Annotated in this window: 18 protein-coding genes and 1 pseudogene; 10 read left to right on the top strand and 9 right to left on the bottom strand. The window is 61.4% G+C overall.

Going from position 1 to position 25,718, the window contains the following annotated elements; all coding sequences use genetic code 11:
• Positions 1 to 111 precede the first annotated feature (111 nt).
• Both ASF13_RS04425 and ASF13_RS24745 read left to right on the top strand, forming a co-directional pair.
• Positions 112 to 2,319, top strand: coding sequence for a TonB-dependent siderophore receptor (locus ASF13_RS04425; RefSeq protein WP_056233006.1), 2,208 nt, complete (start codon positions 112 to 114; stop codon positions 2,317 to 2,319).
• A 291-nt stretch (positions 2,320 to 2,610) separates the two neighbouring features.
• Positions 2,611 to 4,845 (top strand): sigma-54-dependent Fis family transcriptional regulator, encoded by a 2,235-nt coding sequence (locus ASF13_RS24745; protein WP_056233004.1) that lies wholly within the window; start codon positions 2,611 to 2,613, stop codon positions 4,843 to 4,845.
• A gap of 149 nt (positions 4,846 to 4,994) precedes the next feature.
• On the opposite strand, the gene ASF13_RS04415 is transcribed toward ASF13_RS24745, so the two are convergent.
• Both ASF13_RS04415 and ASF13_RS04410 read right to left on the bottom strand, forming a co-directional pair.
• On the bottom strand, positions 4,995 to 6,053 hold the full coding sequence (locus ASF13_RS04415; RefSeq protein ID WP_056233001.1) for a 2,3-butanediol dehydrogenase: 1,059 nt from the start codon (positions 6,051 to 6,053) through the stop codon (positions 4,995 to 4,997).
• A gap of 307 nt (positions 6,054 to 6,360) precedes the next feature.
• Complete coding sequence (locus tag ASF13_RS04410; protein ID WP_056232999.1) at positions 6,361 to 7,806, bottom strand: AMP nucleosidase; 1,446 nt, start codon at positions 7,804 to 7,806, stop codon at positions 6,361 to 6,363.
• A gap of 248 nt (positions 7,807 to 8,054) precedes the next feature.
• On the opposite strand from ASF13_RS04410, the pseudogene ASF13_RS04405 reads away from it, so the two are divergent.
• Positions 8,055 to 8,687, top strand: a pseudogene (locus ASF13_RS04405) (hypothetical protein); the annotation flags it as partial.
• Positions 8,688 to 8,790: 103 nt separating this feature from the next.
• Here the strand turns inward: ASF13_RS04405 and ASF13_RS04400 are convergent.
• Positions 8,791 to 9,984 carry a LacI family DNA-binding transcriptional regulator gene (locus ASF13_RS04400; protein WP_056232997.1) on the bottom strand — a complete coding sequence of 398 codons (1,194 nt, stop codon included), beginning with the start codon at positions 9,982 to 9,984 and terminating at the stop codon, positions 8,791 to 8,793.
• A 215-nt stretch (positions 9,985 to 10,199) separates the two neighbouring features.
• Between ASF13_RS04400 and ASF13_RS04395 the strand changes: the two genes are divergently transcribed.
• Genes ASF13_RS04395 through ASF13_RS04385 form a run of 3 tightly spaced genes read left to right on the top strand, consistent with a single transcriptional unit; the run spans position 10,200 to position 12,224 of the window.
• The gene (locus ASF13_RS04395; protein ID WP_056232996.1) at positions 10,200 to 10,643 is read left to right on the top strand and encodes a PTS sugar transporter subunit IIA; all 444 of its coding nucleotides are present in this window, start codon (positions 10,200 to 10,202) and stop codon (positions 10,641 to 10,643) included.
• Positions 10,644 to 10,664: 21 nt separating this feature from the next.
• Entirely contained in the window at positions 10,665 to 10,952 is a 288-nt protein-coding gene (locus ASF13_RS04390; RefSeq protein ID WP_056232994.1) for a PTS sugar transporter subunit IIB, read from the top strand.
• 12 nt (positions 10,953 to 10,964) lie between these two features.
• Positions 10,965 to 12,224: a PTS ascorbate transporter subunit IIC gene (locus ASF13_RS04385; protein ID WP_056232991.1), complete on the top strand. Its 1,260-nt coding sequence runs from the start codon at positions 10,965 to 10,967 to the stop codon at positions 12,222 to 12,224.
• On the opposite strand, the gene ASF13_RS04380 is transcribed toward ASF13_RS04385, so the two are convergent.
• Positions 12,221 to 13,480 (bottom strand): MFS transporter, encoded by a 1,260-nt coding sequence (locus ASF13_RS04380; RefSeq protein WP_056232990.1) that lies wholly within the window; start codon positions 13,478 to 13,480, stop codon positions 12,221 to 12,223. The two genes, ASF13_RS04385 and ASF13_RS04380, sit on opposite strands and share 4 nt — an antisense overlap.
• A gap of 201 nt (positions 13,481 to 13,681) precedes the next feature.
• Between ASF13_RS04380 and ASF13_RS04375 the strand changes: the two genes are divergently transcribed.
• Both ASF13_RS04375 and ASF13_RS04370 read left to right on the top strand, forming a co-directional pair.
• Positions 13,682 to 14,968: an NtaA/DmoA family FMN-dependent monooxygenase gene (locus tag ASF13_RS04375; protein ID WP_056232987.1), complete on the top strand. Its 1,287-nt coding sequence runs from the start codon at positions 13,682 to 13,684 to the stop codon at positions 14,966 to 14,968.
• 220 nt (positions 14,969 to 15,188) lie between these two features.
• Complete coding sequence (locus tag ASF13_RS04370) at positions 15,189 to 17,579, top strand: membrane-bound PQQ-dependent dehydrogenase, glucose/quinate/shikimate family (protein WP_056232986.1); 2,391 nt, start codon at positions 15,189 to 15,191, stop codon at positions 17,577 to 17,579.
• A 95-nt stretch (positions 17,580 to 17,674) separates the two neighbouring features.
• Here the strand turns inward: ASF13_RS04370 and ASF13_RS04365 are convergent, their stop codons facing one another.
• Both ASF13_RS04365 and ASF13_RS04360 read right to left on the bottom strand, forming a co-directional pair.
• A complete protein-coding gene (locus ASF13_RS04365) occupies positions 17,675 to 18,274 on the bottom strand; it encodes a hypothetical protein (RefSeq protein WP_056232983.1) in 600 nt (199 codons plus the stop codon).
• Positions 18,271 to 18,591 carry a hypothetical protein gene (locus tag ASF13_RS04360; protein ID WP_056232981.1) on the bottom strand — a complete coding sequence of 107 codons (321 nt, stop codon included), beginning with the start codon at positions 18,589 to 18,591 and terminating at the stop codon, positions 18,271 to 18,273. Before ASF13_RS04360 ends, ASF13_RS04365 begins: the two co-directional genes overlap by 4 nt.
• A 270-nt stretch (positions 18,592 to 18,861) precedes the next feature.
• Here ASF13_RS04360 and ASF13_RS04355 point away from each other — a divergent pair, with 270 nt between their 5' ends.
• Positions 18,862 to 19,887, top strand: coding sequence for an LLM class flavin-dependent oxidoreductase (locus ASF13_RS04355; protein WP_056232979.1), 1,026 nt, complete (start codon positions 18,862 to 18,864; stop codon positions 19,885 to 19,887).
• A 250-nt stretch (positions 19,888 to 20,137) separates the two neighbouring features.
• Positions 20,138 to 21,574, top strand: a complete 1,437-nt coding sequence (locus tag ASF13_RS04350; RefSeq protein WP_056232977.1) for a glycoside hydrolase family 1 protein — start codon at positions 20,138 to 20,140, stop codon at positions 21,572 to 21,574.
• 16 nt (positions 21,575 to 21,590) lie between these two features.
• Here ASF13_RS04350 and ASF13_RS04345 read toward each other — a convergent pair whose 3' ends face one another.
• The 3 genes from ASF13_RS04345 to ASF13_RS04335 are packed head-to-tail and all read right to left on the bottom strand — an operon-like array spanning position 21,591 to position 25,690.
• Positions 21,591 to 22,379, bottom strand: a complete 789-nt coding sequence (locus ASF13_RS04345) for an inositol monophosphatase family protein (protein ID WP_056232975.1) — start codon at positions 22,377 to 22,379, stop codon at positions 21,591 to 21,593.
• Positions 22,380 to 22,403: 24 nt separating this feature from the next.
• Positions 22,404 to 23,465 carry an ABC transporter ATP-binding protein gene (locus tag ASF13_RS04340; RefSeq protein WP_056232974.1) on the bottom strand — a complete coding sequence of 354 codons (1,062 nt, stop codon included), beginning with the start codon at positions 23,463 to 23,465 and terminating at the stop codon, positions 22,404 to 22,406.
• A complete protein-coding gene (locus ASF13_RS04335; RefSeq protein WP_056233459.1) occupies positions 23,462 to 25,690 on the bottom strand; it encodes an iron ABC transporter permease in 2,229 nt (742 codons plus the stop codon). The genes ASF13_RS04340 and ASF13_RS04335 overlap by 4 nt, the downstream gene beginning before the upstream one ends.
• Between the last annotated feature and the right edge of the window lie 28 nt (positions 25,691 to 25,718).

Here is a 25,718-nt window from a genome sequence, read left to right as displayed (position 1 = left end):
CCGCCCTGCTGGGGCGAAGGGTTACCCATGTCCGCCGGATCGCGCCTAAAAAAGGGCGACCGGCCTTCTCTGGTGTTTATTTAGCAAGGCTGTCGTAAGACAGGGATAACGATGAAGACTGAACAAAATAAACCGGCAAAATCCGCTATAACCCTTCCCGCTGAGGCCTGCGGAGTGCGCCTGCTGCTGGCGTCCTCGCTGCTGCTGTTGCCCTCCATCCATGCCGTGGCCGCGGCGGACGCAACGCTGACCGTGACTGCTAAGGCTGGCGAAAGCGTCACCGCGCCGTCCGGCGGTATTGTGGCGAAAGAGAGCGCTGCCGGCACCAAAAGCGCCACTCCGCTGCGTAAAACCCCGCAGGCGATCTCGGTGGTCACCCGCGAGCAGATGGACGACCAGCGGCCGGCCTCGGTGGCCGACGCGCTGAGATACACCAGCGGCGTGGTCACCAACTATCGCGGTAACTCAAACCGCAACGATGAGGTGATCAGCCGCGGCTTCCGCTACGCGCCGAAGCTGCTGGACGGCCTGCACTTTGGTCTTTCCAGCGAAAACGGCGGGGCAGGGCAGTTCGATCCGTGGCTGCTGGAGCGGGTGGAGATGGTGCACGGCCCGGCCTCGGTGCTCTATGGCCAGGTCAGCCCGGGCGGGCTGCTGGTGATGACCAGCAAACGCCCGACGGCGGAGAGCATTCATGAAGTGAAGCTCAGCACCGGCAATCATCACCTGGGCGAGGCGGCGTTTGATTTTGGCGGGCGCTTAAATGATGACAATACGCTGTTCTACCGTCTGAACGGCATCGGCAGCATTAAGCATGAAGAGGTGAAGGGCAATAAGCAGCAGCGCATTGCCATCGCCCCGGCCATCACCTGGCTGCCAAATGAAGACACCAGCTTCACGCTGCTGACCAGCTACCAGTATGAACCGAACGCCGGGTCGCGTAACTTCCTGCCGGCGCTGGGCACGCTGCTGCCGACCAGCGTCGGGTATATCCCGTATGACTACAACGTCAACGCCAACGATCCAGAGTATTACAAATCGCACCGCAGGCAGCTGTCGATCGGCTACGAGCTGGATCACAGCTTTAACGAGGCGCTCTCCTTCCAGCAGAACCTGCGCTACACCCACCGCGATGAAGACTATAAATATATCGTTTATACCTTCAACGATGACGCCAACGACCATACCATCGGCCGCCGCCCGCAGCATGAAACCGCGCTGACCAACGAAGTGGGGGTGGATAACCACCTGAAAGGGCTGTTTGCCACCGGCGACGTGCAGCATACGGTGCTGGGTGGGGTGGATTACCGCTACAGCCACGTGAATACGCGGATTACCCGTCAGGATGCCGACTACACCGACTGGAGCAATCCGGTTGATATTGACGTCAATGAGAGCGCGTTCTACACCTCGCTGGACACGCAGAAAACCCTGAATCAGGTGGGCGTCTATCTGCAGGATCAGCTGGAGTGGAACAGATTTAACCTGCTGATCTCCGGTCGTAACGACTGGTCGCAGGGGCGTCTGTGGGACCGCACCAGCGGCGGCACCGATAAAACCGTTAACGACAGCAAGTTCACTTACCGCACCGGCCTGCTGTACGCATTTGACTCCGGCGTTTCACCGTACGTCAGCTACAGTACCTCGTTCGAACCGGTGCTGGAGAACGCCAGACCGGGCAGCGGCCCGCTGAAGCCGACCACCGGTAAGCAGGCGGAGATCGGCGTTAAGTATCAGCCCACCGGCAGTGATGCGATGATCACCGTCTCGCTGTTTGATATTGAGCAGAAGAACGTCGCCGACTTCTACTGGGACAGCGCGCTCGCTACCAGCTACTACCGCCAGATCGGTAAGGTACGTTCGAAAGGCGTGGAAACCGAACTGCACGCGCAGCCGGTTCCTGAGGTGAAGCTGACCGCCGCCTATACCTACACCGCCGTGGTCACCAAAGAGTCGGTGGATGCCTCGCAGGTCGGCCACAGCCCGGCTGCAATCCCGCGCCATGCGGCTTCGGCCTGGGGCAGCTACAGCGTTCTCAACGGCCCGCTGGACGGCCTTACCCTGGGTGCAGGCGTGCGCTACACCGGCACCGCGCCGGGCAGCGACGACGGGGTTTACACCGTACCGCACTACACGTTGTATGACGCGATGGCGCAGTATGAACTGGGCAAAGCGGTGCCTTCACTGCGCGGCGCCACGCTGCAGCTCAACGTGCAGAACCTCAGTGACAAGCATTATGTGGCCTCCTGCAGCGGCGACTCCGCCTGCTTCTACGGCACCGGTCGCTCGGTAATTGCGTCAGTTGACTACAAATGGTAACGCCTTCAGGGCGGTTCTCTGACGCTTTGTCATGACAACCTGCCTTTGATCATCCGGGCCGCCTCTACAGGCGGCTTTTTTCTGGCATTTTTTGAACCCCGTCCGCGTTTTTTAACGGCTAACCGCTCTGGCTTTGCGGCACCGCACCGAAGCCTTATCAGACTGGTAAAAAAATTCCCGCGAATGTTCAGACCCGTTACGCACGGCGACGCCGTCCGGGAAAAACGGTGTATGATAACGGCCCACGTCAGCCGCGCCAGCCAACTATTGATGTCGCCACAGGAGGATCCCGTGAATCAGCACCAGCGTGAACATATTGCCACCGTGATGGCACATCTGTCTGAACCTGCACGCTGGCTGGCCCGTTCGCCGCAGGAGCAGCTGATCGGCGACTCCTGGCAGCGCTGCGTCACGCATCACGGCCTTGAGCCGGGGCGCATGCAGGAGGCGCGCATCCTGCCGTGGCAGCAGCTGCGCGAACACCGCCAGCGTATGGAGGAGTTCCGCCATATCGCCCACCACGGCCTGACGCAGCTCTATCAGCAGATCGCAGCGGCCGGCTACGTGCTGCTGCTGACCGACGCCAGCGGCATTACTGTAGATTACCTGGGCGATGCCCACGCCGAGGTCAGCCTGCGCCGCGCCGGGCTGTTTCTTGGCGCAGAGTGGACCGAAGCGGTAGCCGGCACCTGTGCGGTCGGCACTGCGCTGGCTACCGGCAGGGCGCTGACCGTGCACCAGACCGATCACTTTGATGCAACCCATATCCCGCTGACCTGCAGCGCCGTACCGCTGTTCGATCCCGAGGGGCAGCTGCAGGCGATTCTGGATATTTCGGCGCTCAGCTCGCCGCAGCCGCGCGCCAGCCAGCATCTGGCGCTGCAGCTTGCTCAGGTCTGGGCTGCGCGTATTGAGAACGCCTGGTTTGCCCATCGTCACCAGAACAACTGGACGCTGCAGCTCAGCGCGGGTGCACCCTTTGTCGGTGGCAGCCCGGAATTTCTGATCGCCTTCGACGATCGCGGACTGCTGGCCGGCCACAACCACCGTGGCCAGTGCCTGCTGGAAGGCGAGCTGGGGCTTAGCGCGCCGCCGCCGGGTGACAAAAGCGCGCTGCTGGGGATGCCGATCGAGCGTCTGTTCAACACCACCCTCGACTGCCTGCCCCAGTGGCTGGCCGGCGGGCAGCCTGCCACGCTGGATCAGGCGCGCAGCGGCGATAAGCTGTTTGTCACGGCGGTTGCACCGCTGCGGCCGGCACGCCGTGCCGCGCACGCGTCCGCCGATCGGCACGCACCGTGCGGTGTCGCTGACCGGCCCGCCGCGCACGTATCTGCGGACCTGCACGCTGCACGAGAGGGCGCCGTTCTGCATGCAGCGCGCGGTGTCGCGAACCGGCCCGCCGCGCACGCGTGCGCGGAACTGCCCGCACCGCTGGCGGCACTGTGTGGCGGCGATGCGGCCCTGCATCAGCAGCTGCAGCGTGCCGCCCGGCTGCTTAGCGCCTCGCTGAACCTGGTGGTGCAGGGCGAGACCGGCAGCGGTAAAGAGTACTTTGCCCGTGCCTTCCACCAGGCCAGCGATCGCCGGGCACGGCCGTTTATCGCCGTTAACTGCGCGGCGATCCCGGCACAGCTGATCGAGAGTGAACTGTTTGGCCATCTGCCCGGCAGCTTCTCCGGTGCCGGCAGTAAGGCGCGGGCGGGACTGATCCAGGCCGCAGACGGCGGCACGCTGTTCCTCGATGAGATCGGCGATATGCCGTTGGAGATGCAGACCCGGCTGCTGCGGGTGCTGGCGGAAAAAGAGGTGCTGCCGGTGGGGGGAACGCGGCCGGTCAGGGTGGATATTCGGGTGATTTCGGCCTCGCACCATCGGCTTGAGCAGCGGGTGGAGCAGGGGCATTTTCGCGCCGATCTGTTCTGGCGCTTGCAGGGCGCACGCGTGACGCTGCCCGCACTCCGCGATCGCAGCGATCTGGACTGGCTGATCGACACGCTGCTGGACGGTAAAGCGGAGCTGGCACCCGCCGCGCGCCGCTGTGTACAGCAACATCGCTGGCCCGGTAATCTGCGCGAACTGCGTAACGCGCTGGACTACGCCAGCGCGATGAGCCTGAACGGGCGTATTGAACCTGCCGATCTGCCGGACACGCTGCAGATGAGCGGGCAGGGCATCGCCAGTGCACAGATTTTTCCCCGTGCCGCAGCGGCGCACGATCTTGTTATGAACTCAGCTACGTCCGGGGCGTCTCAGCAGGGGCCGCTATCGTATGCCGGTGCGGCAGACCATCCGGCAGCCCCTGCGACCGGGCACGCCGGCGCGTCAGGTCACGGAGCTGCCGCCGCCTGCAGCGGACAGAAAAACCCACCGGGCTTACCGCCGGAAGCGCAGGAGCTGGAGCAGCATCTGCACGCCGCCCGCTGGAACCACAGCGCCGTGGCGCGCCTACTCGGTATCAGCCGAATGACGCTCTACCGCCGTATGCAGCGATACGGCATACGGTCGCCGTTGCACAGGAGTTAATAGGGGCGTGTTGAGCAGGGGCACATACTGTGGGAAGAGTAACCTGCGCACCGTAACGGGTGTAACGTGCGCAGGCTGGGCTGATGGCCGCGAAGGCAGGCTTCTTCAGGGGAACAAAGATGCGGCCGGCGTGCCGTTAGCGGCCGTGCTTAGTCCTGCGGCGGACGCACCAGGATTTTCACCTGCTGTTTCTCTTTGACCAGCGCGTCAAAGCCTTCGGTGACCAGCTGCTCCAGCTCGATGCGCTTGGTGACCAGCTTGTCGGCCTGGAAGTAGCCCTGGGTCATCAGGTCCATCACCGCCGGGAAGATATGGCGATAGGCGATAATGCCCTTCACGCTGCGCTCGGCCAGCACCACTTTGTTCGGGTGGAATGAGGCTTCACCTTCCCAGATCGAGACAATAACGGTTTCGCCTTCATAACGGGTGCTGTCGATGCACTGCTTAAGCACCACCGGCACACCGGTCACTTCATAGGCCACGTCAACGCCACCCGCGCTCAGCTCGCGAATTTTGGCCACCGCATCTTCTTTGCTCGGGTCGATCACCACTCTGGCACCCAGTTCGCGGGCTTTCTCCGCACGCTGTGGCGACAGCTCCACCACGTAGATTTCCGCCGCCCCGGCCGCGCGCAGCGCTTCAATGACCAGCAGGCCGATTGGGCCGGCACCGAATACCGCCGCCTTGTCACCCGCTTTCAGCTTGCTCATGCGTACCGCGTGCAGCGCAACGGCGGCCGGTTCAACCAGCGCACCCTGCTCATAGCTCAGCGCGTCCGGCATGCGGTGCACCATATGCTCGGCCACCACGGTAAAGCTGGAGAAGCCACCGCCGCCGCCGGACAGGCCATGGAAGCCGAGGTCGCCGCACAGGTTATATTTGCCTTCGCGGCAGGCTTCACACTGCTGGCAGGAGAGGATCGGCTCGACCACCACGCGGTCGCCGGCCTTAACGCGGGTTACGCCGCTGCCCACCGCCACCACTTCGCCGGAGAACTCGTGGCCCATCACGATCGGCGCAATGTCATGGCTGATTTTATGCGGCTGGTCGACCGGAACGAAGATCGGCCCGGCCAGATACTCATGCAGATCGCTGCCGCAGATCCCGGTCCAGGCGACTTTAATCTTGACCTGACCGGCGGAAACCTGGGGCTCTTCAATATCATCGATGCGGATGTCGCGTGCTTTATACCAACGAGCTGCTTTCATACTGTCTCCCTGAGACTGGCTTAACCCTGTCCATTGCTGTGCCTTATGCATCAGCCGGAGCAGAGACTCGCGCAGGGAATTGCGAAAAGCGTGCCAGGATCGAGAGGTTGAGTGAAGTTGTTTTAATTCAATGGGTTAATTTTGACCGGGACCACTGTGCCGGGGTGCACCGGGCGGGATGTGACACCTGTAACAGCGACAGGTGTCACCTGCGGATGGCTCGTTATCTGTCCTGGCCATGGCGGCACGGGTGCGATTCAGTCAGCCGCAATAGCGCACGGGCAGCAGATACGGTACTGCCGCAGAATCAGCGGAACGGCGGTTCATCAAAGGTGCGCAGCTTGCGCGAGTGCAGGCGGTCGCCCTCGGCGCGCAGCAGGTCGATGGCGCGAATACCAATCTGCAGATGTTCGGAGATTGCCCCCTCATAGAAGCGGTTGGCCTGGCCCGGCAGCTTGATCTCGCCGTGCAGCGGCTTATCGGAGACGCACAGCAGCGTGCCGTAGGGTACACGAAAACGGTAACCCTGGGCGGCAATGGTGGCGCTCTCCATATCCACCGCCACCGCGCGGCTGAGGTTAAAGCGCAGCGCGGAAGCAGAATAACGCAGCTCCCAGTTGCGGTCGTCGGTGGTGACCACCGTGCCGGTACGCAGGCGCTGTTTTACCGCTTCCCCCGGCATGCCGCTGACCTGTTTGGTGGCGTCGTACAGCGCGCGCTGCACTTCGGCAATGCTTGGGATCGGGATATCCGGCGGCAGCACCGCATCCAGCACGTGGTCATCACGCAGATAGGCGTGCGCCAGCACGTAGTCGCCGATGGTCTGGCTTTCACGCAGGCCGCCGCAGTGGCCGATCATCAGCCAGGCGTGCGGGCGCAGCACCGCGAGGTGATCGCAGATGGTTTTGGCATTCGACGGGCCAACGCCGATATTAACCAGGGTAATACCGTGGCCGTCCGCCGCAATCAGGTGCCAGGCCGGCATCTGGTGCTTTTTCCACGCCACGTCGGTGACGGTCTGCTCCGGGTGCGGCGTGTCGCGGGTGATGGTGATGCCTCCGGCGCAGGAGAGGGCCTGATAGGGCGAGTCCGGGTCAGCGATTTGCTCGCAGGCCCACAGCACAAACTCATCCACGTAGCGGGTGTAGTTGGTAAACAGCACGTAAGGCTGGAAATCCTCCACCGGGGTGCCGGTGTAGTGGCGCAGCCGCGCCAGCGAAAAGTCGGTGCGCAGCGCGTCAAAGTGCGACAGCGGGAAGGTTTCACCCGGCTGGAACAGGCCGTCGGCGTTCTCGTCGCCGATCAGCGCCAGCTCGGTGGTTGGGAAGTGACGGGCGAGGCCGGCGCTCATGCTGCGGTCCAGCGCCAGGCCGGAGCCGTCGATCACGTAGGGGAAGGGGATTTCCTGATCTGAGGGCAGTACCTCAATGGTGACCGGGTACTCCGACGCCAGTAACTCCAGTTGTTCACTCAGGTAACGCCGCACCAGCGCCGGGCGGGTAACGGTGGTGCTGTAGCTACCGGGGCGGGTAAAGCGGCCAAAGGCGCGGGTCAGCCGCTGCGCCGGGGCCGCGCCGTTCCAGCTGACGCGCAGCTGCGGGTAGACGAACAGGCCGGCGGCACGCGCGGCGGCATCGGGCAGGGTACCGTCGGCAATAAAGGCGGTAACGGCATCGCGCAGCGCATCGACCGCCGCCGCGTAATGGGTCTCCAGGGTATCCAGCGCGGCGGTGACCGTCAGGTTTTGCGTCATGTTATCTCCTTGAATAGTGGCGGGTCTGTACCACAGACTATCCGAAGATGCGGGACGGTGCGCAAGCGGAATGTAACTATTGTGCTTTTCGGAAATATTTTGGGAAGCATGCTGTAGAAAAAAACAGCATACTTGATCGTCAGAGCGGCGATGCGTAGCGTCAGGTGAGCGTTACCGGTGGGTTGACCACCGGCGGTGCCGCCTGCTGCGTTCGGGTTTAATCAGAGTGACGCAAAAGGAGGGTGAGGATGAATACAGCCATAAGGAATTCAGGGATGCCATTTCTGATACCCGCTGCGGGTTTTGATGAAAAATTCGGCAGCGTTATTTCGGGAAGAAACAGCGATGACACGCGCTATTTTCTGGCCAAAGGCGTGCGCGATTTTACACTGGAAGGGTTCAGCCTGCCGCCGGGCTATCGGCTGGTAAGTTCATTGCAGGAAGACCAGTACCGGCTGATTGCGGAAACCGAAGAGCCGGAAACCGTTTATGCCGTTAAGCTGCTGCTGTTAAAACATATTGTCCCGTTACGCGAAACCTGTACGCAGATTATGGTCTGGCGTACCGTGCTGCCGCAGCACCAGGATGTGGTAAGCGGCATAGCGAAACGGTTCTTCCGCCATTTCCTGTCACGCTATGCGATCGTGGTGTCAGACAGTGAACACACCGGCGACGGCAAACGTTTCTGGGAAGTGATGATCGCCTGGGCCCTTGCCCAGCCGGACTACCACGTCTACCTCTCGGACGGCAGCGAGGAGGGAAGGCCTTTGAAATCCATTCCTTCGTGGGGTGAATTTCACGCCTTCTGGGCTGGCTATGCGTGGGGGAATGACCGGGATCTGCATCCGCACCGGCTGTTTGTCATCAGCAGCGAGCAGTTGCAGTGTGCTTCTGCGGCGGACCTTCTCTTGCAAAATGGCACTCTGCGCGCGCAGGCTGTCGGGCGGCGATCAGAGCGCCGGACCGCGGTTGCTGAACCGGAGCTCAACTACTTGCCCCCGGCTCCAGAGTAAATTTCAGCTGCTGTTCCTGCGCCGGCGGTGCGTTATCGAGCATCGCCATCAGCTGTTCGCCCACCTGCTGGCCGAGCTGCTCATAGTTCAGCCGCATTGAGGTCAGCGCCGGGAAGGTGTGATCGCAGTTATCGGAACCGTCGAGGCAGGCCACCGCCAGGTCATAGGGCACCTTCATCAGCCGCCGCTGGCATTCGGCCAGCACGCCAAACGCCAGCTCCTCGTGGCTACAGATGATCGCGTCGAGGTCCGGCTGGTTCTGCAACAGCTGGCCGAGCGCGTAGCGGCCCTGCTGCAGGGTGGGCGCTTCCGGCACGGTAATCATCAGGTCGGCGTTCTGGTAATGCGCCAGCATCGCCTTGTGCCAGCCGTTGAGCTGCTGACGGTGCAGGCGGTTATCGGTGTGTGCGCCGATAAATGCGATGCGCCGGTAGCCCTTGTCCAGCAGATAGCGGGTCAGCCGCTCGGCGGCATCGCCGATCGCCATATTCAGCGTGATATCGGCAGGAAAGCGCTCCGCGCCGCAGACGTTCACCGTCACCAGCTCGGCCTGGGCAATCAGCGCGCAGGTCTTCTCTGACAGCTGCGCGCCGAACAGCACCAGCGCCGAGGGGCGGTTCTGCAGCAGCTTTTCCACCAGCGGCGTTTCGCCGTACTGATGGTATTCGTGGCAGGCCATAATCAGCTGAAACGGCTGTTTGCTCAGCGTCTGCTGCAACGCCTGCACAAAGCGGTTGCTGGCGCGGTCGTGCTGAAAAGGGTAGAGCACCGCCACGGTGTGCAGCTGTGCGGAGGCCAGCGCGGCCGCCGCCTGGTTGGGCACGTAGCCGGTTGCCGCCACCGCCTGCTGAATTTTTTGCAGCGCAGATTCGGAAACCAGCGACGGATCGCGCAGCGCGCGGGACACGGTCATCGGCCCGACGCCGGCGTGGCGGGCCACCTCCTGCAGCGTCACCCGGCCATTAGCCGGGGTAGCAACCAGTTCACTGGCAGGCAGGCTGGCCTGATAACCCAGCTGGCTGGCCGCAGTTTCTACCTGCTGGCGAACTTTATCAGAGACCAGCTCCGGAGTGCGCATCGCTCGCGACACCGTCATGATCCCCACGCCAACATAATCGGCCACATCCTGCAGCGTAACCCGACCACTACTACGACGCTTGCGCATCCTGGTTTCTCCCTTTGCTACCGCCAACGGCGCGATGACTGCGGGCAGTGTGCCGCTACCGTCTTCAGAGCACAAGCCTTTCACCGGCTTATGATAAGCCGGTCACATTTAATGATAGTTATAACAGTTAGCGTTAACTTTTTAGATGTTGGTCACATTAATCCGCTGTCTGAGCCACTACTCTGCCCGTGAAAATTCATTAAGGTAACCATCCCATGTTGAAAGATTTACTGACTCCAGAGGTCATTCAGATCCTGCCCGCCTGCACCGACTGGCGTGAGGCGGTCACCCGCAGCTGCCAGCCGCTGCGCGATAACGGCACTATCGAAGCCCGTTACGTCGAGGCTATTTACCGCTCGCATGAAGCGATCGGCCCTTACTACGTGGTCGGCCCCGGCATTGCAATGCCGCACGCCCGCCCGGAAGAGGGTGCCTGTAAGATCGGCGTCAGCCTGACCGTGGTACAGCAGGGCGTCAACTTCGACTCGGAAGGTAACGATCCGGTGCACCTGCTGATCGTGCTGGCTGCCACCGACAGCAACAGCCATATCGGCATCCTGACCGCGCTGGCGCAGCTTTTTGATACCCCTGAGGATACCGCGGCATTGATGGCGGCGACAGAGGTCAGTCAGATTTTATCCATTATTTCGCGTTACTGAATTCAACCAGAGGACCAACAGATGAAAATTACCGTAGTGTGTGGCAACGGCCTGGGCACCAGCCTGATGATGGAAATGAGCATTAAAAATATCGTTAAAGACCTGGGTGTGGCGGCTGAAGTCGATCACGTTGACCTGGGATCTGCGAAAGGGACCAGCAGCGATATCTTCGTTGGCACCTCCGATATCGCCGAGCAGCTGGTAGCGCAGCAGGTGGGCGGTAAGATCGTCTCGCTGCAAAACATGGTGGATAAGGTGGCGATGAAAGAGCGTATTTCTGCCGCCTTAACCGAACTCGGCGCACTGTAACCGGAGCTAAAAATGGAATTCTTCCGTTTTTTAATGAGTGATGTGCTGTCCGAACCCTCGATCCTGGTCGGGCTGATCGCGTTGATTGGCCTGGTGGCGCAGAAAAAGCCCGCCACCGAAGTGATTAAAGGTACGGTCAAAACGGTGATGGGCTTCCTGATCCTCGGTGCCGGTGCCGGCCTGATCGTCTCCTCGCTGAGCGATTTTGCCGCTATCTTCCATCATGCGTTCGGGATTCCGGGCGTGGTGCCGAATAACGAAGCGATCGTTGCCGTGGCGCAGAAGAGCTTCGGTACCGAAATGGCGATGATCATGTTCTTTGCCATGGTGATTAACATCGCCATTGCGCGCTTTACGCCGTGGAAGTACATCTTCCTGACCGGTCACCATACGCTGTTTATGTCGATGATGGTGGCGGTGATTCTGGCGACCGCCGGCATGAAGGGCGTCAGCCTGATTGCGGTAGGTTCGCTGGTGGTAGGCGTATCAATGGTGTTCTTCCCGGCGATTATTCACCCGTATATGAAGAAAGTCACCGGGTCGGATGACGTTGCCTTCGGCCACTTCTCCTCAATTTCTCAGCTGTTGTCGGCGTTTATCGGCAGCAAGTTTGGTAATAAAGAGAAGTCGACGGAAGATATGCAGGTACCCAAAAGCCTGCTGTTCCTGCGCGACACGCCGGTGGCGATTGCCTTCACCATGTTCTTTATCTTCATTTTCACCTGCCTGGTGGCCGGCCCGTCGGCGGTGAAAGAGATGAACGCCGGTGGTAAAAACTGGTTTATGTTCTCGCTGATGCAGTCGATCACCTTTGCCGCCGGCGTCTATATCGTGCTGCAGGGCGTGCGTATGGTTATTGCCGAGATCGTCCCGGCCTTTAAAGGGATTTCCGACAGGCTGGTGCCGAACGCCAAACCGGCGCTGGACTGCCCGGTGGTGTTCCCGTACGCGCCGAACGCGGTGCTGGTGGGCTTCCTCAGCAGCTTTGTTGCCGGCGTGCTGGGGATGTTTATCCTGTATGCGCTGAACATGACGGTGATTATTCCGGGCGTGGTGCCGCACTTCTTCGTTGGTGCAGCGGCGGGCGTGTTTGGTAACGCCACCGGCGGGCGTCGCGGGGCGATCCTCGGTTCGTTCACCAACGGCCTGCTGATCACCTTTATTCCGGTGTTCCTGCTGCCGGTGCTCGGCAGCATTGGCCTGGCGAACACCACCTTCAGCGACTCTGACTTCGGTGCGCTGGGTATTCTGCTGGGGCTGATCGTGCGTTAATCTGCACGCAGTTTTTCTGCAGACGGAGAGGAATTCTGCTCCACTGATACGGCTTCGCTCTGGCGGAGCCGTGTTTTTTTATCTGCGGCCTTGCGCGAGGGCTGACGCAGGCTAATCACTCCCGCCAGCAGCAGCCCGGCGGCGGCCAGCAGCAGATCAAACCACAGTATGCTGGCGATACTGGTCTGCGACAGCTTTGCCGCCACCAGCGGCACCGTGAAGGTGGCCACGCTGCCCGCACTGTAATAGATCCCGGTGGCTTTGCCGCGCGCGTCGGGAAAGCGCTGCGCCATCAGCCCCAACCCCAGCTGTACCACCCCGCCCGCCGCCGAGAACCCGAATACCAGCGCAAACAGCCGCACGGTAACCGGGCCGGGCCACAGGCAGACGGTGAGCAGTGCCAGCACCGAAATGGCGTTGTACCACGGCAGCAGCGTGGCGCTGCGCACCCGCTTATCGGCCAGTACGGCGGTCACCAGCACGCCGCACAGCGAACCGACGGTATACAGGCTCAGCAGACGCAGGGCGGAATCCCAGGCTAAACCGGCCACCGTCATCCCGTACTGCGCCAGCCACTGGCTGACCAGCCAGAAGGTGGCCATCGAAATATAACCATACAGCGTGAAGCAGAGAATATCACCGAGCTGGCCTTTGGCGGCCAGCGCAGGCGCTGGCGTGCGGGCAGCCGCAGCGTAATGACGATCGGGGAACGGCCGCCGCAGAAGCCAGAGGGCGTTCAGCAGCATCACCGCGGCTGCCGCCATAAACGACCAGCCAAACCAGGCGTGGCTCAGCGCCAGCGCGCCGACCAGGAACGGCAGCAGAAACTGCCCGGCTGAAACAAACGCCTTGACCACGATCAGCGCGGTGCCGGGCGTGTGCGGAAACGACTCCATCAGCGCCGGATAGGTGCCGGCGTCCAGCAGGCTGTTGGCGACGCCGGCCAGCAGGCCAAAGGCGAAGGCCACGCCGACCGACGATGCGCTGACGATGCCGACAAAAAAGCCGAGGTAGCAGAGCATCCCAAGGTAAACAAACGGCTTACGGCCAAAGCGGTCAGACAGCACCCCGGCCAGCAGCAGCGCGGCCAGCCGCCCGATGCCCAGCGAGGCCACCACCACCGACACGCCGGCCGCGTTGGTGTGCCACTGCTGCATCAGCGGCGGCATATTCAGGGCGATCAGCAGCACGCCCATCCCGTGAACCAGATAGTTAAGATAGAGCCCGAGTGCGGTGGGCAGGAAGCGGTTATGCATGGCTGGCCTTCGACCGGCAGACGGCAGGAAAATTCGGCGACAGCATGATGCCTGCCGACGCGCGGGGCGGCAACGGTTTTTTCGGGCGACCGCGCGCGGGCTTATACGTTTTTTACCCAACCACATTCATTTTTGTTGGTGGCGTTAACTGCGTATTTCTCTAATTTGAACGGATATCCGTTTGAATTAAAGGAACAAAAAGTGACTACTCATCGCAGACGTTTAAAAACGCTGGTCGGCGCGGCCAGCGTGCTCGCCGCCGCCAGTGATACCGATCCGGCAACCGGCATCCGCCGCGCCGTCGAACTGGCAAAAATTGCCGAGCGTGAAAAAATCACCGGTCTGTTTACCGCCGATCTGTTGCAGAGCGATCCGGCCGGGCTGGCCGGCATTACCGGCAGCCAGGACCCGCTGATCGCGCTGGCCGCGCTGAGCCAGGCCACGTCGCAGATCGGCCTGATTGCCACCGTCACTACCACCTTCCAGCATCCTTATAACCTGGCCCGGCAGATCGGTACCCTCGATCACCTGAGCGGCGGCCGGGCGGGCTGGAACGCCGTCACCTCGTCGGTGGGGGAGGAGAACTTCGGCGAAGTGCTGCCGTCGCCGCAGGCGCGTTACGCGCGAGCCACCGAGTTTGTTGAGGTGGTTAACGCGCTGTTTGACGCCAACGATCCACAGGCGGTCACCCGCAGCGCCAGCGGCGGGGTCAGCGTCGATCCGCGTAAGCTGCACCCGGCCAACTACCGCGGTGAGGTGTTTACCGTGGCCGGCCCGCTGAACGTGCCGCCGCCGCCGCAGGGCCGTCCGGTGCAGTTTCAGGCGGGGCAGTCGGAGGAAGGTATTACCCTCGGTGCCCGGTATGCCGAAGTGATTTATACCTCGCAGCCGACGCTGGCCGCTGCCGTGTCCTTCGTCAGTGAAATTCGCCGCAGGGCACAGGGCTTTGGCCGCCCGCAGGGGCTGCCGCTGGTGATGAACTCGTTCCACTCGATTATTGGCGACAGCCCGGCAGACGTGGCACGCCGCCTGCGGGAAAAACATGAGCGGATTAACCTGGATCGCGGCCGGCTGCGGGTGGCGGATATGCTCGGCGGCGAGATCGACCTCTCCGAACTGCCGCTGGATAAAGCGATCCCGGAAAGCCTGCTGCCGGATACGGACGCGGTAAACCGTCGTCGCGGTCGGGCGGAGATTTTCGTCGGGTTTGCCCGCCAGGGGTTAACGCTGCGCGAGCTGATCGTTCAGGCAGAAGAGACCGGCCACTGGTTTGTCGCCGGCACGCCGGAGTCGCTGGCCGACGCGATTGAAGAGCGTTACCGCGCCGGCGTGCTGGACGTCATTTTGCTGCACGGCCTGGGCCAGCCGGACCAGCAGGATCTGCTGATCAACGGCCTGCTGCCGGAGCTGCGTAAACGCCAGCTGATCGATGAAGACTATCCGGGCCATGACTTCCGCAGCAACCTGCAGCTGCCGCCGATAAATTAGCAATTTATGCTATCTGCACGGCGTTGAGGGAAAACCCTCAACGCTTTTTTTTATTATATTTCCATATATTTCATAATGTTGGAGGTTGTTGATTAATAACCCTGCATCGCCTGTTGTTATGATTACTGACCCATTTTGTTATGTTTATGTATTCTTATGGTAAAGATTCGTAAGTATGCCACGGCCGTTGTCGGGCAGCATTAACACACAGGGGAGAGTCATGATTAACAAATTTACCAGCGTGGTGATTGCGCTGGTCGGCCTTGCGATGCTCTATATGGGCAGCCAGCTGCTGCTGGCAGGGGGTACGCCGTTTTACGCCATTATTGCGGTAGGGCTGCTGATAACCGCCATTGCGCTGTTCCGTAAAAAGGCTATTGCGCTGACCATTTATGCCATTCTGATGTGGCTGGTGCTGGCCTGGACTGTTTTTGAGGTTGGTTTTGATAAATGGCAGTGGATCCCTCGCGGCGACCTGATCGGCCTGATCGGCCTGTGGCTGGCGCTGCCGTGGGTTGTGCGCCCGCTGACCCGCGCGGGCGGGCACGAGCGCCGCTTCCATCCGCTGCTGGGCGGCACCGTGGCGGTGATGATCGTTATCGTTATCGGGCTGATGTTTTACGATCCCTTCCCGCAGCCGGGCACCATTACCACGCCACGTAACAGCGCGCTGATCGATGGCGCAGGCGAGGAGTGGGCGGCTTATGGCGGCACCGACAGCGGCCTGCGCTTCTCACGACTGAACCAGATCACTAAAGATAACGTAGGCGATCTGGAGGTGGCCTGGACCTATCATACCGGCGACCTGCGTGATGCGGCGAAAGACGCCAGCGAATACACCTTTGAAGCCACGCCGCTGAAGGTGAACAATACGCTCTACTTCTGCACACCGCACGATGAAGTACATGCGCTGAATCCGGAAACCGGTGCGGTTAAGTGGAAATACCAGCCGACCAATAATGGCTCGCTGATGTGGCAGCACCAGACCTGCCGCGGCGTCAGCTACTGGGACGGCTCGGTACAGCCGCAGGGCGCAGAGACAGCTCAGGCACAGGTTGCGACAGCTGCCGCATGCCGCAAACGTATTTTTAACGCCAGCATTGACGCGAAGCTGATTGCCCTGGATGCCGACACCGGCAAACTGTGCGAAGATTTCGGCAATCGGGGCGTGGTGGATCTGCATACCAGTATGGGAGAAGTGCGTCCTAACGCGCTGATGCAAACCTCCGCACCGCTGGTGGCCGGTAATCTGGTGATCGTCGGCGGCGCGGCGATGGATAACGGCTACAGCAGCGGCAACCCGTCCGGGGTGATCCGCGCCTATGACGTGCAGTCCGGCCGACTGGTGTGGAATTTTGATCCGGCCAATCCGGAAAACACCCAGCCGATCGCGGCTGACCAACAGTATCCACATGACTCGCCGCTGGCGTGGGCCACCCTGAGTGCCGACGTAAAAAATGGCCTGGTCTACGTGCCGTTTGGTAACGCCGCGCCGGATGAAGTGGGTATTGAACGCCAGCCGGAGAGCAATACTGAGAAGTTCCGTGACACCCTGGTGGCGCTGGATCTGCACACCGGTGCCTTTAAGTGGCGCTTCCAGTCTTCCCACAACGACCTATGGGATCGCGATAACCCGTCGCAGCCTTCGATCCTTGATATTGATTATCAGGGCCAGAAACAGCCGGTGGTGATCCTGCCAACCAAAACCGGCAACCTGTTTGTGCTTAACCGCCTGACCGGCCAGCCGGTGTACCCGGTTAATCAGCAGGAAGTTTCCACCAGCGGCGGCGTCACCGGTCAGAGCTTTGCCGCTAGCCAGCCGGTATCCGCGCTGAACTTTATTCCGAAAGCGCTGGATGAAAAAGCGATGTGGGGTATCTCGCCGTTCGATCAGATGGCCTGCCGCATCGAGTTCCACTCGCTGCGCTATGACGGCAACCCGTGGACGCCACCGACCGAGTCCGGCACCCTGGTGTTCCCGGGCAATATCGGCGTGTTTAACTGGGGCTCGGTGGCGATCGATCCACAGCGCCAGCTGCTGATCGCCTCTCCCGTGCGTCTGCCCTACAAGTACAACCTGATTAAGCGCACGCCGCAAACGGCAGAAAAGCGCCTGTTCACCAAAGAGAACACACCGTTCTGGAACGAAAACTACCAGGGCGATTATGCGATTAACATCCAGCGCTTTGCCTCCAGCCTGGGCATTCCGTGCATCGCGCCACCGTGGGGGCAGCTGGCAGGGGTGGATCTGACCACCGGTAAAACCCGGTGGCTGCGCCGCGTGGGCAGCACCAAAAACCTGAAAACCACCTTCCTGCCTGGGCCGTTCCCGATTGGTTTTCCGATGGGGATGGTGGCGCACGGCGGTCAGCTGGTGACGGCGGGGGACCTGGTATTCCACGGGGCAACGGCGGATAACTTCTTCCGTGCCTATGACAGTACCACCGGTGAGCTGCTGTGGCAGCAGGAGCTCGCGGCCGGCGTGCAGGCTACCGCAGCCACCTACATGGGCAGCGACCAGCGCCAGTATGTGGTGGTGGCTGCCGGTGGGCACGGCTCGCTGGGCACCACGCTGGGGGACAGCGTGGTGGCGTACCGCCTGAAAAAATAATCCAGGGCTGGCCGCGACCGTGCGGCCACTCCCTGAAAGAAGACAGAGGCGGGAGAGGTTTCCCGCCTTTTTACGGTTTACGGCTTATTGCAGACTTAATACAGCGCCGCGGCCACGTTGCGTAATTCCGGCAGGGCGCTAAGATCCTTCTCTTCAATCAAATCCTGATGGATTTTCAATATTACCGCCCGGATAACATCCGATGTTTTGGTCAGCGCCAGCTGTTTCATCAGGCTGTTAAGCTCGGCCAGTTGGTTATGGCTTACTTTCATCGAAATGCGTTTAGACGCCCGGGCCTTAGCCATATCGCTGGCAAGCAGCGTCTTTAACTGATCCTGTGCAAAGCGTCCGCTGTTAAGCGCGTGCAGGTAGTACAGGATCAGCACCTTACTGAACTCGTCGCTGACCCTTGGTGCAATTTTCAGCGTTGCCAGGCTGAGGATATTCAGGAAGTGCGCCGGTACCCGCACCTCCAGCGCCGAGTGCGTCCGTTCATATTCGCGCTTAATCTGCGGCTCAGACTGCGGCGGTATAGCGACAACGGTATCGCACTGGTCGCACACCCCGGCCAGAATATTTTTCACCGTACCGCTGTGGTCATCAAAATCGACGTCGCGTAGCCGGAAAGTGGCCGTGCTTTTGCCACACTGGTAGCAAACTACGGCGATGTTCTCACCCTCTTTGAACACTTTCATTTCTGTTCCTCCCCGGCAATGGCTGGATGTACGCTGATGAAGACCGTATTCGGTTCAACGAAATAAAACTTCACGTACCAGTCAACGCCGTTTCTGCTTGTTTTGAACACATGCACGTCGATGTCGCTGTGCTGATGATGCGGCGTACAACGCCACTCATCGCCGCGGGTGCGACTGAGCAGTTCAATGACCCACTCGCGATTGAGGCGTCCGTTAGCCAGATAGTTTTTTGCGTTAATGTCACGTCGGGTCTCGTGCAGATAGGCCCCGGCCTGCATACAACGTATTACCTGATGTTTAATGTCCTTGAATCCCATAACGCCTCCTTATTTTGTACGTTAAATTTCGTACTTTCAAGTGATTTGTGATCATTTTATCGCCAAAAAGCACAGTGAGCAGGCTCAATCGGGTTTACCGGGTGACAGATTGTTGATCTTCAGAGGCTTCACGCAGATTTCATGTAACGCACTGTCAGGGTTACTGCCAGCCGGAAGCACGCACGGCTTAATCTGCCCGCTGTCGTCCCCGGCAAAATGGACGTAATATGATTGAAATCAGCGGCTCGCTGCTAACTGAGGGTTTTTTTAATGAAAAAGATCGGCTTTCTGTCCTTTGGTCACTGGACTCCGTCACCACACTCGGCCACCCGCTCAGCGGCCGACACGCTGCTGCAGTCGATCGACCTGGCGGTCGCCGCTGAAGAGCTGGGGGCCGACGGCGCCTACTTCCGCGTACACCACTTTGCCCGCCAGCTGGCTTCACCTTTCCCGCTGCTGGCGGCGGCCGGAGCAAAAACCAGAACCATTGAGCTGGGCACCGGCGTGATCGATATGCGCTATGAAAACCCGCTGTATATGGCCGAAGACGCCGGCGCGGCTGACCTGATCGCCGGTGGCCGCCTGCAGCTGGGCATCAGCCGTGGCTCCCCGGAACAGGTGATTGACGGCTGGCGCTACTTTGGTTTCGCGCCTGCTGAAGGTGAGAACCACGCGGACATGGCGCGCCGCCACACCGAAACGCTGCTGGAGGTGCTGAGAGGGGAGGGCTTTGCGGAACCGAACCCGCAGCCGATGTTCCCTAATCCGCCTGGCCTGCTGCGGCTGGAGCCGCACTCTGCCGGCCTGCGCGATCGTATCTGGTGGGGTGCCAGCTCCAACGCCACGGCGGTGTGGGCGGCGAAGCTGGGGATGAACCTGCAGAGTTCGACGCTGAAGGATGATGAAACCGGCGAGCCGTTCCATATCCAGCAGGCGAAGCAGATCCGCGCCTACCGCGCGGCGTGGAAAGAGGCCGGGCATACCCGCGAACCGCGCGTATCGGTCAGCCGCAGCATCTTCGCGCTGGTGAATGATACGGACCGTGCCTACTTTGGTCAGAGCGGTAAAGAGGGCGATTCGGTAGGCTATCTGGATGCCAGCACCCGCGCCATCTTTGGCCGCAGCTACGCCGCCGAGCCGGACGTGCTGATTAAACAGCTGGCGGCCGATGAGGCGATCGCCGAAGCGGACACGCTGCTGCTGACCGTGCCTAACCAGCTGGGCGTCGACTACTGTGCGCATACCATTGAGGCGATTCTGAAACACGTTGCTCCGGGCCTCGGCTGGCGCGACTGAGTTGACGGAACCGGGATCCGGCGGCGCGGATGACCGCTGCCGGATCCCTGACCTTCGGCACCCATATTTCCTACTCTTTACTGCCGGTACCGGCACCCTGACTCCTGTAAAGGCAGCCCGCATGGCATTGCGCTGCACGTCCTCCTGTTACACCCGGGTTAAATCCTCTAAAATCTGCCGCGCAGAGCTGGCTGAATCGTGCCGGCTTATCGTTCGCAGCTGATATCTTCATGGAATACAGGAGTAGTGCATGCAACAGCGTTTTCCGCAGGGCTTTATGTGGGGCGGTGCCACCGCCGCCAATCAGGTAGAGGGCGCGTTTGACGCCGAGGGAAAAGGGCTGTCGATCGTTGACGCCATTCCGGGCGGCAAGCAGCGCCTGGCGATCGTCGCCTCAAAGGAGTTTGACTTCACCGTCGACGCCGATAAGTACACCTATCCGAACCATAAGGGCATCGATCACTATCACCGTTTCCGTGAAGATATCGCGCTGTTTGCCGAAATGGGCTTCAAGTGTTACCGCTTCTCCATCGCCTGGACGCGCATCTATCCGAACGGTATTGAGCAGCAGCCTAACGAAGCCGGCCTGAGCCACTACGACCAGGTGATCGATACCTGTATCGCCCACGGCATTGAACCGGTGATCACCATTTCCCACTACGAGATGCCGCTGCACCTGGCCACTGCCTTTGGCGGCTGGAAAAACCGCGAGCTGATCGGCCACTTCGAGCGCTTTGCGCGCACGGTGCTGGAGCGTTTTGGGCATAAGGTGAAGTACTGGATGACCTTTAACGAGATCAACAGCGCCGCCCACTTCCCGATGATGAGCCAGGGGCTGACCGTGCAGAGCGGCGCGCTGGAGCCGCAGGCGAAATTCCAGGCGTGGCACAACCAGTTTGTCGCCAGCGCGCTGGCGGTAAAAATCGCTCATGAGACCAATGCGCAGATCCGGATCGGCTGCATGATCCTGTTCGCCACCAACTATGCCTGGGACTGTGACCCGATCAACCAGCTGGCAACGCTGAAAGAGAACCAGGCGTTTAACTACTACTGCGCCGACGTGCAGGCGGGCGGTAAATATCCGTACTATGCGCAGAGCCTGTGGCGTTCGCTGGGCGTGACGCTGGACATTCAGCCGGGCGACCTGGAGCTGATTAAGCAGCACACCGTGGACTACATCGGCTTCAGCTACTATATGTCCTCAACCATTTATAAAACCGATCCGGCCGCCGAGGCCGCCAGCGGCAACCTGCTGGGCGGCGCGCGCAACCCGTTCCTTGAAGCCAGCGAATGGGGCTGGGAGATCGACCCGGTCGGCCTGCGCATTGCGCTGAACCAGCTGTACGACCGCTATGAGAAACCGCTGTTTATCGTTGAGAACGGCCTGGGCGCGATCGACAAGCCGGATGAAAACCACTACATCGCCGATGACTACCGCATTAACTATCTGCGTCAGCACATTGAAGCGATGGCCGGGGCAATTGAAGATGGCGTGGATCTGCTGGGTTACACCCCGTGGGGCTGTATCGATCTGGTGAGTATGTCCACCGGTGAGATGAGCAAGCGCTACGGCATGATCTACGTCGATCTTGATGACAACATCAACGGCAGCGGCAACCGCTATAAGAAGAAATCGTTCCACTGGTATCAGCAGGTGATCGCCACCAACGGCAGCGATCTGAGCTAAAGACAGTTGCCGGGCTTTACAGCCCGGCAATCCGCAGCAATTCCTCCTTTGCCCCCGGCGCTACCGCCAGCACCGGCGCACCGCGGGTGAGTTTTTCACCTTCAGTATCAAATGCGTGCGTCCAGCCCCCGGCTTCATTCACCAGACAGTATCCCGCCAGGCAGTCCCAGGCGTGCATATAAGGTTCGTAATAACCCACCAGCCGCCCGGCCGCTACCCACGCCAGCATCATCGCCCCGGAGCCGTTGCGGAAGAAGTTACCGCCGGCGCGCACTATATCGGCAGCAATCTCACCGACGCGCTCCGGCGTTACGTAGCTGTTGGCACCAAAGCCGGTGACGTGGTTTTGCATCGTACGCGCCGGATCCACCCGCAGGGTTTTACCGTTCAGCGTTGCGCCCTGGCCGCGGGCCGCGACAAAACACTCCTGCTGGCAGGGGGCCATAATCACGCCTATCACGGGTTCACCCTGATAAATCACCGCCACCGATACGCACCAGTTGGGCATGCCGTTAACAAACGGGCTGGTGCCGTCGATGGGGTCCACCACCCAGCTGTAGCCGGAACTGCCCGGCTGCAGGCCATACTCTTCACCGAGGAAGCCGTCGTCCGGGAACTGAGCGGCAATACGGTCGCGGATCAGTAACTCGACGTTACGGTCGGCTTCCGATACCACATCCTGCGCGTCACGTTTGGTCTCTATTACCAGGCTGTCGCGGCGGGTAAAATAGTCCAGCGCCATTGCACCGCCTTCGCGTGCCACCTGTTCAGCCAGCGCCAGGCGCCGGGAAATCTGTTCGCTCATAGAACATCCTTTTGCAAAAGGGGATTAGCGGGCAATCAGCGCCAGCCCCTGAGGTTTAAAATCGATCGCCACCCGCGTGGCGGGGGCCAGCTGGCGTTCCATCTGCGTATCCACGATAAACAGCGTGCCGAGCTCGCTCTGCACTTCATACTCCACGTGATCGCCAAGCCAGGTGCTGTGGGTCACTTCCCCGGTCAGCGCGCCGCTGTCGGCCGCCTGCAGGCTGATAAACTGCGGGCGTACCGACAGCTGCGCCGCGCCAGGGCGGGCATCCGCGCCCGCAACTCGAAACTGGCGGCTGCCGAGGGCGACGATCGCCTCGCCGTTTTCCACCCGCTCGACGTCGCACGGCAGAATATTGGCCTCACCCATAAAGTCGGCGATAAATACCGAAGCAGGCGAGTGATACAGCTCGCGGGGCGCGCCCTGCTGGGCAATATGCCCCTCTTTCATGACAATAATCTTATCGGAGACCGCCAGCGCCTCCTCCTGGTCGTGGGTGACGTAGACGGCGGTAAAGCCGAGCCGCTGCTGCAGCTCGCGGATCTCGCTGCGCACCCGGCGGCGCAGCCGCTCATCGAGGTTAGAGAGCGGCTCGTCCAGCAGCAGCACCTGCGGTTCCAGCACCAGCGCACGCGCCACCGCGATGCGCTGCTGCTGGCCGCCGGAGAGCTCCGAGGGCAGCCGCTGGCCCATTGCCTCCAGCCCCACCAGCTTCAGCCCTTCACGGGCGCGGTCCTGCGCCTCCTTTTTCGGCAGGCGGCTGGCGAGCAGGCCGTACATCACGTTGTCCAGCGCGCTCATGTGCGGGAACAGCGCGTAGGACTGAAACACCATCGCCACGTCGCGCTCGTTAGCGGGCAGGCGGGTGACGTCCTTACCGCCGATCAGAATGCGGCCGGAGGTCGGGTGCTCCAGGCCGGCCAGCAGGCGCAGGGTGGTGGTTTTGCCACAGCCGGAGGGGCCAAGCAGCGTCACCAGCGTGCCCGGCTCCACGGTCAGCGACAGGCCGGGCAGGGCGGTAAAATCAGCAAACTGTTTGGTGACGTTATCAAACACCACCGAACCGGAACGGATTGTGGTCATACTGCTTTCTCCTGATGCAGGGCCGGTGGCGCGGCCACCGGCATTGTGGCAAGTCGGGTGGTGCGGCGCAGGCGGCGTTCACCGACCAGCAGCTGGAAGCCAAGGATCACCACCAGCATCACCACGATTAACACCGATGAATAGGCGATCGCCACGCCGTATTCGCCGTTTTCCACCAGCCCGACGATATAGGAGGTGGCCATGTTGTACTGGGCGCTGACGAGGAAGATCACCGCGCTGATTGAGGTAATGGCGCGGACAAAGGCATACACCAGCGCGGCGCTGATCGCCGGTTTCAGCAGCGGCAGGATCACTTTACGCAGGGTGCGGAAACTGCCCGCACGCAGTGTCAGCGAGGCTTCATCGAGGCTGCGGTCCAGCTGGCTCATGGCGGCAATACCGCCGCGCACCCCAACCGGCATATTGCGGAACACAAAGCAGGCGACGAGGATAATTGCGGTGCCGGTGATCTCCAGCGGCGGCAGGTTATAGGCCATGATGTAGCTGACGCCGATCACCGTGCCGGGGATGGCGAAGCTGAGCATCAGCATAAACTCGAAGGTCTGGCGGCCGGCGAACTTCTGCCGGACGATCAGCCAGGCGGTGAGCAGGCCGACGGCGGCGGTCAGCGGTGCGGCGATCAGCGAGATCTCCAGCGTGGTCCAGAACGAGTTCCACGCCACGCCGGTCCACAGGATCTGGCCGTCGTTCCATGTCAGGCCAAAGGCGCGGGCGTAGTGCGCCAGCGTCAGGCTGCTGTCCAGCCCCCACGACTGCACGAAGCCACCGACGAGGATCATCGCGTAAATCACCAGCGTAAACAGGCCCCACGGGATCACCAGCCCGTAGACACCGTAACGCAGGCCGCGCGGCAGCCCGCAGTGGGTGCCGGCGTCGCCCTTGCCGGTGACGGTGGCGAAGCTTTTGCCGGAGAGCCACACCCGCTGCACGATAAAGGCGCTGAGGGTAAAGCACAGCAGGATCATCGCCAGCACCGCCGCGCGGCTTGGGTCATTCTGCGCGCCGACCACCGAGAAGAAGATCTCGGTGGAGAGCACGCCGTGGCTGCCGCCGAGCACCATCGGGTTGCCGAAGTCGGCCATGCTTTCGATAAAGCTGATCAGGAAGGCGTTGGCCAGTCCCGGTGCCATCAGCGGCAGCGAGACGCGGCGGAAGGTGAGCCAGCGGTCGGCGCGCAGGGTCTGCGAGGCCTCTTCCAGCGACGGGCTGACGCCCTCGACCACGCCGATCAGCACCAGGAAGGCGATCGGGGTGAACGACAGCACCTGGGCAATCCAGATACCGGTCAGGCCGTACAGCCAGCGGCCCGGCTCGATGCCGAACAGCGTGGAGAGCAGTTCGGTGACCACGCCGGCGCGGCCAAACAGCAGCATCAGCGCCAGGCCAATCACAAACGGTGGGGTGATGATCGGCAGCACCGTCAGCAGGCGCAGCCCCTTTTTAAACGGCAGCGGCGTGCGGGTGGCGGCCAGCGCGAAGGCCAGCCCGAGCAGGGTGGAGCCGGTGGCGGTCATCAGCGCCAGCCACAGGGTACGCCAGGCGGTGCCGCAGGTGCCGCCGTCAAGGCAGCCAAGGCTCCAGATCGCCGGATCCTGAATGTTGGCGATCAGCCCGTCCGGCTTAAACGAACCGTCGACGTCCTGCACCGAGGCAACAAACATCCCCAGCACCGGATAGAGCACAAAGGTGCTGACCAGCGCGGTCAGCAGCACCAGCGCGGCCACCACAAAGGCATCGCCTTTCAGCGCGCCGCGCTCGGCCAGCCCGAAGGCGAACAGCAGCAGCAGGCTGGTGAGCAGCAGGATCGCCCCGCCACCAAAGGCGGGCTGCCCCTGGCTGAGCGTGCCAAACAGCTGCTCGCTCCACTGCCAGTTCCAGCCGCTGTAGCCGATGGCATGGCCTTCAAACAGTAAAAACAGGATCGCGGCCGCGCTGGCGGCCATCAGCAGGGTGCCGCGTCGCGGCCCCGCCTGTTGCAGGCGGGCCAGCCCGCACAGCGCCAGCATCAGCACGGCAACGGCCAGCCACGGGCGCTCAAACAGGACGATTTGCCACAGTGCGGGGGCGCTGTCAGCATCGCTCCACAGCGTGCTCAGCCAGCCGAAATCGAAAAAGCCGGCTTCCTGGCTGTACCACGGCAGCAGCAGCAGGGCGCAGGCACCCAGCAGCAAAGCCCCGTTCAGGCGGCGGTTTTGCGCATTCATTTTCACCTCGGTCATCGGGTGTCAGGGA

Source organism: Erwinia sp. Leaf53 (genome assembly GCF_001422605.1).
GTDB lineage: Bacteria > Pseudomonadota > Gammaproteobacteria > Enterobacterales > Enterobacteriaceae > Erwinia.
Note: the sequence above shows the minus strand (reverse complement) of the source record. Positions and strands in the feature narration are given on the sequence as shown.

Bases quoted from the DNA above. Each gene is read 5' to 3' on its own strand.
- ASF13_RS04400 (WP_056232997.1), bottom strand. From the start codon at position 9,984: ATGCGCAAGCGTCGTAGTAGTGGTCGGGTTACGCTGCAGGATGTGGCC.
- ASF13_RS04335 (WP_056233459.1), bottom strand. From the start codon at position 25,690: ATGAATGCGCAAAACCGCCGCCTGAACGGGGCTTTGCTGCTGGGTGCC.
- ASF13_RS04410 (WP_056232999.1), bottom strand. From the start codon at position 7,806: ATGACGCAAAACCTGACGGTCACCGCCGCGCTGGATACCCTGGAGACC.
- ASF13_RS04345 (WP_056232975.1), bottom strand. From the start codon at position 22,379: ATGAGCGAACAGATTTCCCGGCGCCTGGCGCTGGCTGAACAGGTGGCA.
- ASF13_RS04350 (WP_056232977.1), top strand. From the start codon at position 20,138: ATGCAACAGCGTTTTCCGCAGGGCTTTATGTGGGGCGGTGCCACCGCC.
- ASF13_RS04365 (WP_056232983.1), bottom strand. From the start codon at position 18,274: ATGAAAGTGTTCAAAGAGGGTGAGAACATCGCCGTAGTTTGCTACCAG.
- ASF13_RS04370 (WP_056232986.1), top strand. From the start codon at position 15,189: ATGATTAACAAATTTACCAGCGTGGTGATTGCGCTGGTCGGCCTTGCG.
- ASF13_RS04380 (WP_056232990.1), bottom strand. From the start codon at position 13,480: ATGCATAACCGCTTCCTGCCCACCGCACTCGGGCTCTATCTTAACTAT.
- ASF13_RS04385 (WP_056232991.1), top strand. From the start codon at position 10,965: ATGGAATTCTTCCGTTTTTTAATGAGTGATGTGCTGTCCGAACCCTCG.
- ASF13_RS04415 (WP_056233001.1), bottom strand. From the start codon at position 6,053: ATGAAAGCAGCTCGTTGGTATAAAGCACGCGACATCCGCATCGATGAT.
- ASF13_RS04355 (WP_056232979.1), top strand. From the start codon at position 18,862: ATGAAAAAGATCGGCTTTCTGTCCTTTGGTCACTGGACTCCGTCACCA.
- ASF13_RS04425 (WP_056233006.1), top strand. From the start codon at position 112: ATGAAGACTGAACAAAATAAACCGGCAAAATCCGCTATAACCCTTCCC.
- ASF13_RS04390 (WP_056232994.1), top strand. From the start codon at position 10,665: ATGAAAATTACCGTAGTGTGTGGCAACGGCCTGGGCACCAGCCTGATG.
- ASF13_RS04340 (WP_056232974.1), bottom strand. From the start codon at position 23,465: ATGACCACAATCCGTTCCGGTTCGGTGGTGTTTGATAACGTCACCAAA.
- ASF13_RS04395 (WP_056232996.1), top strand. From the start codon at position 10,200: ATGTTGAAAGATTTACTGACTCCAGAGGTCATTCAGATCCTGCCCGCC.
- ASF13_RS04360 (WP_056232981.1), bottom strand. From the start codon at position 18,591: ATGGGATTCAAGGACATTAAACATCAGGTAATACGTTGTATGCAGGCC.